The sequence below is a fragment of the Pseudomonas sp. A2 genome (genome assembly GCF_023100865.1).
GTDB classification, from domain to species: domain Bacteria; phylum Pseudomonadota; class Gammaproteobacteria; order Pseudomonadales; family Pseudomonadaceae; genus Aquipseudomonas; species Aquipseudomonas asiatica.
This window is the reverse complement of record NZ_CP039127.1, coordinates 2576115-2587705: the sequence shown is the minus strand read 5'-3', so window position 1 is coordinate 2587705 and position 11591 is coordinate 2576115. Positions and strand designations below refer to the sequence as shown.

Here is an 11591-nt window from a genome sequence, read left to right as displayed (position 1 = left end):
CGACAGCGGACATATCGCTGCGTGTCATGGTCACCGGCCAGGCAAGAATTGATTTTCCGGAGACAAGCATGCTTCGCATCTTTGAGCGCTGGCTCGATCCCTTCCCACCTGATGAGGTACCACCGCCACCGGTTGGCCTGTTGCGCTTCATGTGGGCCTGCACCCGGGGCGCACGCGGCTACATCCTGGCGCTTGCGCTGCTCAGTGCCGGGGTATCGATCTACGAAGCCTGGCTGTTCGCCTTTCTCGGTCAGGTCGTGGACCTGCTCTCGGCCTGGCAGGCCGGCGGTGCCGTCGGCCCCGAAGAAACCCGGGTGCTGTGGGGTATCGGCATCGTCCTGCTGGTCAGCATCGGGCTGGTGGCGCTGCGCACCATGGTTCAGCACCAGGTGCTGGCGATCAACTTGCCGCTGCGGCTGCGCTGGGACTTTCACCGGCTGATGCTACGCCAGAGCCTGTCGTTCTTTTCTGACGAGTTTTCCGGTCGGGTCACCACCAAGGTGATGCAGACGGCACTGGCGGTGCGCGATGTGTTGTTCACCATCATCGAGATCCTGCCCGGGATCGGGGTGTACTTCATCGCGATCATTGCCTTGGCCGGTGGCTTTGCCCTGAAACTCATGCTGCCATTCATTGCCTGGGTCGTACTGTTCGGCCTGGCCATGCTGTATTTCGTGCCACGCCTGGGCAAGGTCGGCCAGGAGCAGGCCAATGCGCGATCGTCGATGACCGGGCGGGTGTCCGACGCCTACACCAACATCACCACGGTGAAGCTGTTCTCGCACGCCAACCGCGAAGCGCACTTCGCGCGCGCGGCCATGGAGGACTTCAAGCAGACCGGCTTTCGCCAGATGCGTCTGGTCAGCCAGTTCGAAATCGTCAACCAGGCGCTGGTGGTGGGCTTGATCATCGCTGCCGGTGGCTATGCGCTGTGGCTGTGGCACCAGGGCCAGGTCGGTACCGGGGCGGTGGCGGCGATCACCGCCATGGCCTTGCGTATCAACGGCATGTCGCACTGGATCATGTGGGAGATAACCTCGCTGTTCGAAAACATCGGCACCGTGCAGGACGGTATGGCCACCCTCACCCGCGGCCCCAAGGTGAAGGATGCGCCGGATGCTGTGGAGCTGGTAACCACAGGGGGCGCGGTGAGTTTTGACAAGGTCAGCTTCAACTACAACGGCGAGCGTCAGGTGCTCAACGACCTGAGCCTGCACATTCGCCCGGGCGAAAAAGTCGGCCTGGTCGGCCGCTCCGGCGCCGGCAAGTCCACCTTGATCAACCTGCTACTGCGCTTCTACGACGTGGACAGAGGGGAGATCCGCATCGACGGGCAGAACGTGGCCAAGGTCACTCAGGATAGCCTGCGCGCGGCGATCGGCATGGTCACCCAGGACACCTCGCTGCTGCACCGCTCGATTCGCGACAACATTGCCTATGGCCGCCCCGATGCCACCGAAGCGCAGATCCGCGCCGCTGCGGCCAATGCCCAGGCCGATGGTTTCATCAGCCAGCTCAGCGACCGCCAGGGCAACACGGGTTACGACACCTTGGTGGGAGAGCGCGGCATCAAGCTGTCTGGTGGCCAGCGCCAACGCATCGCCATTGCCCGAGTGATGTTGAAGAACGCGCCGATCCTGCTGCTGGACGAAGCCACGAGTGCGCTGGACTCGGAAGTGGAAGTGGCCATTCAGGAGAGCCTGGATGAAATGATGCAAGGCAAGACCGTCATCGCCATCGCCCACCGGTTGTCGACGATTGCCGCCATGGACCGGCTGATCGTGATGGATGAAGGGCGCATCATCGAGCAAGGCACCCATGCGGAACTGCTGGCGAAGAACGGTACTTATGCGCGGTTGTGGCAGCACCAGAGCGGCGGGTTCCTGGGTGAGGACCAGGGTGTGGCCGAGGCGATGGAGTAGGCCTGTATGGGAGCGGGCCCGGCGAACACCGGCAAAGCCGGTGCCATGCGTCGACCTCCATCAGTTTCCATCGCGACGATGGACTGAGCTCAATCCTGGCCCTCAACCAAACACATGCGAAGGCCGGCGCAGCACCGGGTCAAACGGGTTGACTCGTTCGCCAATCGCCGCCGCCTCGCGCTTGAGCAGCGCCACCACGGTTGGCATGCGGTTGGGCCCCAGGCGGTCGCTGATGGTCGCCACGCTCAGGGCCGCCACCGCATGGCCGTTACGATCGAGGATCGGCACCGCCAGGCCGGCCATGCCATCGAGCACTCCGGTATTGCGCCCGGCATAGCCGAGGCTGCGCACATTGTCGATTTCGGCGCGCAGCATGACTTCGTCGTAATGGTGGAAATCCTTCAGCCGCGGCAGGTTGTAGCGGATCACCTCGTCGCGCTCCTCCTCCGGCAGGAAGGCCAGGATTGCCAGGCTGCCCTGCCCCACCCCCAAGGCCACACGGCCGCCAATATCGCCGGTGAAGGTACGGATCGGGTATGGCCCTTCGCTGCGGTCCAGGCACACCGCATCGAACCCCGAGCGCGCCAGCAGGAACAGCGAATCGCCCAGCGAGGCCGACAGCCGCAGCAGGCTGGGGCGCACCACATCGCGCAGGTTGCCGGCTTGCCCTGCCTTGGCCGCCAGGGCAAAAAAATCCAGGCTCAGCCGGTAGCGCTTGCTGGTCGCGCACTGGTCGACCATGCCTTCTTCAATCAGGCTGCGCAGCAGGCGGTGGGTCGTGGGTTGCGCCAGGCCAACCCGCTGCGCCAGTTGGCTGACCTTCTCGCCCTCGCCACCGCAATCTCCCAGCGCACGCAACACGGCGAACAAACGCGACACTGCACTGACACCTACTTCCTTGGCCTGCTCATTTCGTTTATCGGAATCCATTTTTCGTCAAACCTTAGAAAATTCCAGTCAGTGGAATAATTTCAAAATAGCTGTCACCCAGTGAAATTACCCTTTGTCGCCATCCTAATCATTGCCCTACTCTCCGGTCCATAGGGCGATATCACAACATCGGCCGCCGCCACAGAAGCGAGCGCCAACGTCCGTAAAAGCATTGCTTTTCGCCGCTGGCGCTCTGCCCACCCTGAAACTGCCGGTTGACCCCGGTTCCGTTTGCGATGGAGCACAGCCATGACCTTTCTGTTGATCGACAAGCTTTGCAAGCGCTATGGCGCCACGGAGGCAGTGGCCAGCTCGTCACTGGCCATCGAGAAAGGCGAGTTCGTCTCCCTGCTTGGCCCTTCGGGCTGCGGCAAGACCACTACCCTGCAAATGATTGCCGGCTTCGTCGAGGTCACCAGCGGCCGCATTATCCTCGACGGCCGCGACATTACCCACGCCAAGCCGGCCAGCCGAGGCCTGGGCGTGGTGTTCCAGAGCTACGCGCTGTTCCCGCACATGACCGTGCGCGACAACGTCGCCTTCGGCCTGCGCATGCGCAAGGTGGCCAACGCCGACATCGCCCGCCGGGTCGACCAGTCCCTGGCGCTGGTGCGCCTGGACAAGCATGCCGAGCGCTACCCGCGCGAACTCTCCGGCGGCCAGCGTCAGCGGGTGGCCCTGGCCCGTGCACTGGTGATCGAACCGCCGGTGCTGCTGCTGGACGAACCGCTGTCCAACCTGGACGCCCACCTGCGTGAAGAAATGCAGTTCGAGATCTGTCGCATCCAGAACGAGGTCGGCATTACCACCTTGATGGTCACCCACGACCAGGCCGAGGCCTTGTCGATCAGCGACCGGGTGGTGGTGATGGAGGCCGGGCGCATTACCCAGGTAGATGACCCCTACCGCCTCTATGAACACCCGGGTACGCCCTTCATTTCCGATTTTGTCGGCAAGGCCAACCGCCTGCGCGGCGTAACCGGCCCCGGCGGGCAACCGCAGGCGAATGCCCAGGGCCCGCTGACCCTCAGCCTGCGCCCGGAAAAAATCAGCCTCGGCCCGGCCGGTAGCGGCAGGCTCGCAGGCCGCATCAGCTGCCGCTACTTCCTCGGCAGCCAGTGGCTGTATCGGGTCGACACTGCTCTGGGCAACCTGGCCGTGGTGCGTGCCAACGACGGCAACACACCGCTGGATGAAGGCACACAGGTCGGCCTGGACTGGAACGATGCCCTGCTGCGGGTACTGAACGCTGGCGAGGTGGCGGCATGAGCGTGGCAAAGCTGCGCAGCAGCGCCTGGGGCTACGGCCTCAGCAGCCCGGCGCTGCTGTTGTTCCTGGCCTTGCTGGTGGTGCCACTGGGGCTGACCGTGCTGCTGTCGTTCAACGCGTTCGACTACAGCAGCGGCATCCAGGCCGGCCAGTACACCCTCGGCCATTACCTGAGCCTGGTGACCGACACCTACTACTACGAGATCTTCTTCCGCACCTTCTGGATCAGCGCCCTGGTCACCCTGCTTTGCGTGCTGATCGGCATCCCCGAGGCCTTGGTGCTCAGCCGCATGGGCGCGCCGTGGCGCTCGATCTTCCTGATCCTGGTGCTGACCCCGCTGCTGATTTCGGTGGTAGTGCGGGCCTTCGGCTGGAGCCTGCTGCTGGGCGCCGACGGCCTGGTCAACCAGGGCATCACTGCCCTCGGCGGCCAGCCGGTGAAGCTGCTGTATACGCCCTTTGCAGTGATCATCGGCCTGGTCCACGTGATGCTGCCGTTCATGATCATCCCGGTGTGGACCTCGCTGCAGAAGCTCGACCCGGCTGCCGAGCAAGCCGCGCTGTCACTGGGTGCCAGCCAGTGGACGGTGTTCCGCCGCATCGTGCTGCCACAGATCATGCCCGGCGTGCTGTCAGGCACGCTGATCGTGTTCGGCCTGGCCGCCAGTTCGTTCGCCATCCCCGGCCTGCTGGGCGGGCGCCGGCTGAAGATGGTCGCCACCATGATCTACGACCAGTACCTGGCCGAACTGAACTGGCCGATGGGTGCCACCATCGCCGTGGCCCTGCTGCTGATCAACCTGCTGGTGATGCTCAGCTGGAACCGGCTGGTCGAACGCCGCTACAAACGCGCACTTGGAGTCTGAACCGATGACCCGTAACGGCCCGCTGGCCCTGTCCTTTCACGCCCTGGTGATGCTGTTCATGCTCGCCCCGCTGGTGGTGGTGTGCCTGGTGGCATTCACCCCGGAAAACACCCTCAGCCTGCCCACCGCCGGCTTCTCGCTGCGCTGGTTCAGCGCCGTGTTCGAGCGTGCCGATTTCCTCGATGCGTTTTACAACAGCCTGAAACTCGCGGCCCTGGCTGCCTCGCTGGCCACTTTGATCGCCGTGCCGGCGGGCCTGGCGATCACCCGCTACAGCTTCCCCGGCCAAGGCTTTCTCAACGGCCTGCTGCTGTCGCCGATCATCATCCCGCACCTGGTTCTGGGTGTGGCCTTGCTGCGGCTGTTCGCCTTGCTGGGGGTCAATGGCAGCTTCGCCTGGCTGGTGTTCGCCCATGTCGTGGTGATCACCCCTTACGTGCTGCGCCTGGTACTGGCTGCAGCCATCGGTATCGACCGCAGCGCCGAGCAGGCCGCGCAAAGCCTGGGTGCTGGCCGGGTCACGCTGTTCTGCAAGGTCACCCTGCCGATGATCCTGCCCGGTGTGGCCGGCGGCTGGCTGCTGGCGTTCATCAACAGCTTCGACGAAGTGACCCTGTCGATCTTCGTCACCTCGCCTGCCACCCAGACCCTGCCAGTGCGCATGTACGTATACGCCAACGAATCCATCGACCCGATGATGGCCGCCGTCTCGGCGCTGGTTATCGCCGTCACCGCCCTGACCATGGTCGCCCTGGACCGCGTATATGGCCTGGACCGCGTGCTGGTGGGCAAGCAATGACAAGGAATGCTCCCATGCCTCTGTTCAAGCGCGTGGCCGAACACGACCGCGAGCCTGTGCCCTTCCTGCTCGACGGCCAACCGGCCAAAGGCATGAGTGGCGATACCCTGCTGACTGCCATCCTGACCAATGCCGGGCACCTGCGCGGCAGCGACTTCAGCGCCGAACCACGCGCCGGCTTCTGCCTGATGGGCGCCTGCCAGGACTGCTGGGTACGCCTGCAGGATGGCCGTCGGGTACGCGCCTGCTCGACCTTTTTGGAACCGGGCCAGTGCGTGACCCGCGACCCGGGGCGCCAGCCATGAGTGCGATCGTGATCATCGGCGCCGGCCCGGCCGGCATCCGCGCCGCGCAAACCCTGGTAACCCACGGCCTGCGCCCGGTGTTGCTGGACGAAGCCAGCCGCGGCGGCGGGCAGATCTACCGCCAACAGCCGACCAACTTTCGCCGCTCGGCCAAAGCCTTGTACGGCTTCGAGGCAGGAAAAGCGCAAGCCGTGCACACCACCCTTGAGCAACTGCGCGGGCAGGTCGACTACCGCCCGGACACCCTGGTATGGAACGCCGAGCAGCAAGTGCTGGACACCTTGCAACAGGGCCAACTGGCCGACCGCCTGGCGTTCGACCGGGTGATCGTCGCCACCGGTGCCACCGACCGGGTGTTGCCGATACCCGGCTGGACCCTGCCTGGGGTCTATACCTTGGGCGCTGCGCAAATCGCCCTGAAGTTCCAGGGCTGCGCGATCGGTGAACGGGTGGTGCTGGCCGGCAGCGGGCCGCTGCTGTACCTGGTGGCCTACCAGTACGCCAAGGCCGGTGCCACGGTCAGCGCGGTACTCGACACCTCACCGTTCAGCGCCCAGGTGCGTGCCCTGCCACGCCTACTTCTACAACCGGGCACCTTTGCCAAGGGCCTGTACTACCGAGCCTGGCTGGCCCGCAAGGGTGTGCCGGTGCACCAAGGCGTGACCCTGCTGGGTATCGACGGCGAGCAACGTGCCAGCGGTGTGCGCTGGTCGCACAATGGCCAACAACACGACCTGCCGTGCGACGCCGTGGCATTCGCCCACGCCCTGCGTAGTGAAACCCAACTGGCCGATCTGCTGGGTTGCCAGTTCGCCTGGAGCGCGCTCAACCGCGCCTGGCTACCGGTACGTGACGCCCAGGGCCGGGCCACCAGCCCTGGCGTGTACCTGGCGGGCGATGGTGCCGGCATCCTCGGTGCCGACGGTGCCGAGATGAGCGGTGAACTGGCCGCCCTGACACTGCTGGCCGACCTTGGCAAGCCCGGCAACCCGCAGCGCCAGCAGCAACTGGAAAGGCGCCTGGCCACCTTGCAGCGCTTCCGCCAGGGGCTGGAGCAGGCCTTTCCATTCCCCGAGCAGTGGGCCCGGCAAGCCCCGGACGAGCTCACCGTGTGCCGCTGCGAGCAGATCAGCGCCGGGGAAATCCGCGCCACCGTGCGTGCCGGGCACTGGGAAATCAACCGGGTCAAGGCCATGTGCCGAGTCGGCATGGGCCGCTGCCAGGGCCGCGTGTGCGGTGCAGCTGCCGCCGAGTTGATCGCCTGCGAAAGCGGTCGGGCCATTGACCAGGTAGGGCGCCTGCGTGGCCAGGCACCGGTCAAGCCCCTGCCCTTTGGCCTGGAGATAAAACCATGAAGCTGATCGAAGTGGACGCCATCATCGTTGGCGGCGGCATCATCGGCAGCAGCGCGGCCTTGACCCTGGCCCGCGCTGGTCGGCAAGTGGCATTGCTGGAACGCGACTTCTGCGGCTCGCATTCCAGCGGAGTGAACTACGGCGGTGTGCGCCGCCAGGGCCGCTCGTTGGCCCAGCTGCCGTTGTCGATGCGCGCACATGCCATCTGGGGGAATCTGCGCGAATGGATCGGCATCGATGGCGAATACGCCCGCAGCGGCCACCTGAAGCTGGCCCGCAGCGAAACCGACTTCGATGCCTTGAAGGCCTATGCCCGGCGTACCCAGGCTTTTGACCTTCGCCTGCAACTGCTTGAACGACGCGAACTGCGCCAGCGCTTCCCCTGGGTAGGCGATATCGCCGTCGGCGCCTCTTACTGCCCCGAGGACGGCCATGCCAACCCACGGCTGGTGTCACCGGCCTTCGCCCAGGCGGCCAGGCGCAGCGGCGCCCAGGTGCATGAACAGTGCAAGGTGCTGGAGGTGGGACACGACGGCCACCACTTCAGCGTACACACCAGCAGCGGCCAAGGCTTCAAGGCGCCCTGGCTGTTGAATTGCGCCGGCGCTTGGTCGGCGCAATTGGCCGAGCGGTTCGGCGAGCCGGTGCCGCTGACCGCGGCCCACCCAGCCATGCTGGTCACCGAGCCGCTGCCGCTGTTCATGACCGCCAGCACCGGGGTCGAAGGCGGCGGCATCTATGCCCGCCAGGTGGCGCGTGGCAACTGCGTGCTGGGCGGCGGGCGCGGTTTTGCCCTGACCCCGACCACCGCACGCCCGGGCCAGGCCGCAGTGCTCGACATCCTGCACAACGCCACCGAGCTGTACCCGGCACTGGCCGGCGCCCAGGCCATTCGCACCTGGAGCGGCACCGAAGGCTACCTGCCCGATGACGAACCGGTGCTCGGCCCCAGCCTGCACCAGCCCGGCCTGCTGCATGGTTTCGGCTTTGCCGGTGCCGGCTTCCAGATAGGGCCGGCTGCCGGTGAAGCGTTGGCGCAATGCATCCTGCACGGCGCGCCGGCACTCAGCCTGGCGGCTTTTTCCATCAATCGCTTTCAGCCCAACCACCACAAGGAAAACCTGTCATGACGCACAAGCAACGTTTGCTCGCCCTGTTCTGCACCGTGCCCGGCCTGTTCGCCTGCCTGCCCGCCATGGCCCAACCCACGCTGTACCTGGGCATGAACGGCGGCACCATGGAACGGCTGTTCAGCGACAATATTCTGCCAAAGTTCGAGCAGGCCAACGGCGTGAAGGTGGTGATTGTCCCCGGCACCTCGGCCGACATCCTGGCCAAGGTCCAGGCCACGCCGAACAAGCCGTCGATCCATGTGATGGTGCTGGATGACGGCATCATGTACCGCGCCATCGGCATGGGCCTGTGCAGCACGCTCAAACCCAACCCGACCTTGGCCCAGTTGCCGGAAAAGGCCCTGATCAAGGACAAGGCCGCCGCAGTCAGCCTGGGCGTGACCGGGCTTGCCTACAACAGCCGCCTGTTCAAAGCCAATGGCTGGGCGGCGCCCACCTCGTGGAACGACCTGGCCGACCCGCGCTTCAAGGACAAGGTGGTGTTCCAGTCGATGGCATCGTCCACCTTCGGCCTGCATGGTTTCCTGATGTACAACCGCCTGCACGGCGGTAGCGATACCGATGTCAACCCGGGCTTCACGGCCTGGCAGAAGAACGTGGGCCCGAACGTGCTGGAATACATCCCCAACTCGGCCAAGCTCTCGGAAATGGTGCAAACCGACGAAGCCGCGCTGTTCCCGCTCACCCCCACCCAGGTGACGGCGCTGAAGCTCAAAGGCATCCCGGTGGAGTACTCCGCGCCCAAGGAAGGTGCCGTGGTGCTCAACCAGGCCGAATGTGTCACGGCCAACAACGACCAGCCGGAACTTGCGCAGAAGCTCGCCGAGTTCCTGCTCAGCCCCGAGGCGCAGTCGCCGGCACTGGAGCTGGGTGACCAGATCCCGTCCAACCCCAACACCCCCACCAGCGACAAGACCCGTGGCCAGGTCGAAGCCATGCAGACCTACCTGCAGACTGCCGTGACCATCGACTGGGACCAGGTCAACACCCAGCGCCCCGAATGGAACGCGCGCTGGAACCGCCAGATCGAGCGATAAGCCGAGGGCCTGGGCCGTCACGTATAGAACAAATATCGCTCGTTTGAAGCCTCCTTTGTAGGAGCAGCCTTGTGCTGCGAAGAGGCCGGTACAAGCAATAGACAGGCTTTGTCAGTACCGGCCTCTTCGCAGCACAAGGCTGCTCCTACAGCACCTCACTAAACCAATGAGTCATGTGTTGTTCTATGAGAGCGGGTTTACCCGCGAAGACGGCAGCACGATTCCCGAACCATACCGCCTCAATCCAGTACCGGCCGCAACAACGCCTGGGCCTCGTACAGGGTCGGCAGATACCGCAAGCGTATTTCATCCACACTCAACCGCGAAGCATGGGTGGTGATGGTCAACGTCGCTTTCAGCCGGCCAGCCCGGTCCAGCAGTGGCACACCCAGCACACGCATGCCAATTTCATACTCCTGGTCCACGATACAGAACCCCTGCTCCTTCACCCGCAGCAACTCCGCCTCCAGCTGCAACCGGTCCGTCTGCGTATAAGGCGTCAACCCTCGCAGCGGGTTACGCGCAAAGTAGGCATCCCGCTCCCCCTCATCCAGCCAGGCCAGCCAGACACGCCCACCGGCAGTGCAATACATCGGCACCCGCGAACCCGGCCGGATCGACAACGAAGACACATGGCTGTAGCGGCTGCGTACCAGGTGGATGATCTCGTCACCATCACGGGTACCTACCGACACATGCTCCTGGGTCTGCCGCGCCACCTGCTCGACGATCGGCCGCAGCATGCGCGGCAGTTGCGCCGAGTCCACATACGCCTGGCCAAGGCGCAGCGCCTTGGGCGTAAGCCAGTACTCACGGCTGTCGGTTTCGGCAAACCCTTCGTGCACCAAGGTCAACAGAAACCGCCGCGCGGCACTGGGGGTAAGGCCGGACAACCTGGCCGCCTGCGGCACGCTAAGGCGAGGCTGCTCGGCGCTGAACAGCTGCATCAGCGCCAGGCCCTTCTGCAAGCCGGCGATCAGGTCACGGGGATGGATAGCGGGGGTGTTCATCTATTCGACTCGCAAGCAGGGCAAAAACAGCCGATTACCGCGATAACCGGATCAATGATGCGATTATCGCATTAAACGCCCGATGAGCGCATTGTTCCCCCACGCACCATTGCCTCACCCTTGGCCTGCATAACAACGCCAATAAGGAGGTCAGCATGATTCGTGGTTCGACTGAACTGGTCGCCATCGTCGGTTCGCCCATTGCACAGGTGAAGTCCCCCGAAAACTTCAACACCTGGTTCGCCAACAACAACTGCAACCTCGCCATGCTGCCCATCGACCTGCAGGAGACCGCGCTGAATACCTTTGCCGGCACTCTGCGTGGCTGGCAGAACCTGCGCGGTTGCGTGGTCACCGTGCCGTACAAGCAGGCCCTGGCCAGCCGCCTTGATAGCCTGAGCGAGCGCGCAGCCGCGCTGGGCTCGGTCAATGTGATTCGCCGAGAGCGTGACGGGCGACTGCTGGGCGACAACGTGGACGGCGCCGGCTTCCTCGGTGCTGCGCGCAAACATGGCTTCGAGCCGGCCGGCAAGCGTGCGTTGGTAATCGGTTGCGGCGGGGTCGGCAGTGCCATTGCCTATGCACTGGGCGAGGCCGGCATCGCCAGCGTCACCCTCAGCGACCCCAGCACAGCGCGCATGGGCGCTGTGTGCGAGCTGCTCGGCAATGCCTTCCCCACGGTCGAAATCGCCACCCGGGTCGACGGGCTGGAAGGCTTCGACCTGCTGGTCAACGCCTCCCCTGTCGGCATGGGCGGTAGCGCGGAGCTGCCACTGCCTGCCGCCCTGCTCGCCACCTTGCAACCCGAAACCCTGGTCGCCGATGTGGTCACCTCGCCCGAGATCACCCCGCTGCTGAACCGGGCACGCCAGGTTGGCTGCGCGGTCCAGACCGGCCCGGAAATGGCCTTCGCCCAACTCGGCCACCTAGGCGCCTTCATGGGCGTCACGCCGCTGGAGATCTGA

At 64.8% G+C, this 11591-nt stretch carries 11 protein-coding genes; 9 read left to right on the top strand and 2 right to left on the bottom strand.

The features are described from left to right. Positions 1-68 precede the first annotated feature (68 nt). Complete coding sequence (locus E5221_RS11990; RefSeq protein ID WP_039613318.1) at positions 69-1922, top strand: ABC transporter ATP-binding protein; 1854 nt, start codon at positions 69-71, stop codon at positions 1920-1922. 102 nt (positions 1923-2024) lie between these two features. Here E5221_RS11990 and E5221_RS11985 read toward each other — a convergent pair whose 3' ends face one another. Then, positions 2025-2852: an IclR family transcriptional regulator gene (locus tag E5221_RS11985; RefSeq protein ID WP_039613319.1), complete on the bottom strand. Its 828-nt coding sequence runs from the start codon at positions 2850-2852 to the stop codon at positions 2025-2027. 249 nt (positions 2853-3101) lie between these two features. Here E5221_RS11985 and E5221_RS11980 point away from each other — a divergent pair, with 249 nt between their 5' ends. The 7 genes from E5221_RS11980 to E5221_RS11950 are packed head-to-tail and all read left to right on the top strand — an operon-like array spanning position 3102 to position 9616. Continuing rightward, complete coding sequence (locus tag E5221_RS11980; RefSeq protein WP_247847514.1) at positions 3102-4121, top strand: ABC transporter ATP-binding protein; 1020 nt, start codon at positions 3102-3104, stop codon at positions 4119-4121. Further along, on the top strand, positions 4118-4987 hold the full coding sequence (locus tag E5221_RS11975; RefSeq protein ID WP_247847512.1) for an ABC transporter permease: 870 nt from the start codon (positions 4118-4120) through the stop codon (positions 4985-4987). The genes E5221_RS11980 and E5221_RS11975 overlap by 4 nt, the downstream gene beginning before the upstream one ends. Before the next feature lie 4 nt (positions 4988-4991). Beyond that, entirely contained in the window at positions 4992-5786 is a 795-nt protein-coding gene (locus E5221_RS11970) for an ABC transporter permease (RefSeq protein ID WP_247847510.1), read from the top strand. Positions 5787-5800: 14 nt separating this feature from the next. Then, complete coding sequence (locus E5221_RS11965; protein ID WP_003260558.1) at positions 5801-6091, top strand: (2Fe-2S)-binding protein; 291 nt, start codon at positions 5801-5803, stop codon at positions 6089-6091. Further along, positions 6088-7446: an FAD/NAD(P)-binding oxidoreductase gene (locus E5221_RS11960; protein ID WP_247847508.1), complete on the top strand. Its 1359-nt coding sequence runs from the start codon at positions 6088-6090 to the stop codon at positions 7444-7446. Before E5221_RS11965 ends, E5221_RS11960 begins: the two co-directional genes overlap by 4 nt. Further along, the gene (locus E5221_RS11955; RefSeq protein ID WP_123084417.1) at positions 7443-8576 is read left to right on the top strand and encodes an FAD-dependent oxidoreductase; all 1134 of its coding nucleotides are present in this window, start codon (positions 7443-7445) and stop codon (positions 8574-8576) included. Before E5221_RS11960 ends, E5221_RS11955 begins: the two co-directional genes overlap by 4 nt. After that, the gene (locus tag E5221_RS11950) at positions 8573-9616 is read left to right on the top strand and encodes an ABC transporter substrate-binding protein (protein ID WP_247847506.1); all 1044 of its coding nucleotides are present in this window, start codon (positions 8573-8575) and stop codon (positions 9614-9616) included. Before E5221_RS11955 ends, E5221_RS11950 begins: the two co-directional genes overlap by 4 nt. A 239-nt stretch (positions 9617-9855) precedes the next feature. On the opposite strand, the gene E5221_RS11945 is transcribed toward E5221_RS11950, so the two are convergent. Then, a complete protein-coding gene (locus E5221_RS11945; protein WP_024086800.1) occupies positions 9856-10626 on the bottom strand; it encodes an IclR family transcriptional regulator in 771 nt (256 codons plus the stop codon). 155 nt (positions 10627-10781) lie between these two features. Here E5221_RS11945 and E5221_RS11940 point away from each other — a divergent pair, with 155 nt between their 5' ends. Beyond that, complete coding sequence (locus tag E5221_RS11940) at positions 10782-11591, top strand: shikimate dehydrogenase (RefSeq protein ID WP_024086799.1); 810 nt, start codon at positions 10782-10784, stop codon at positions 11589-11591.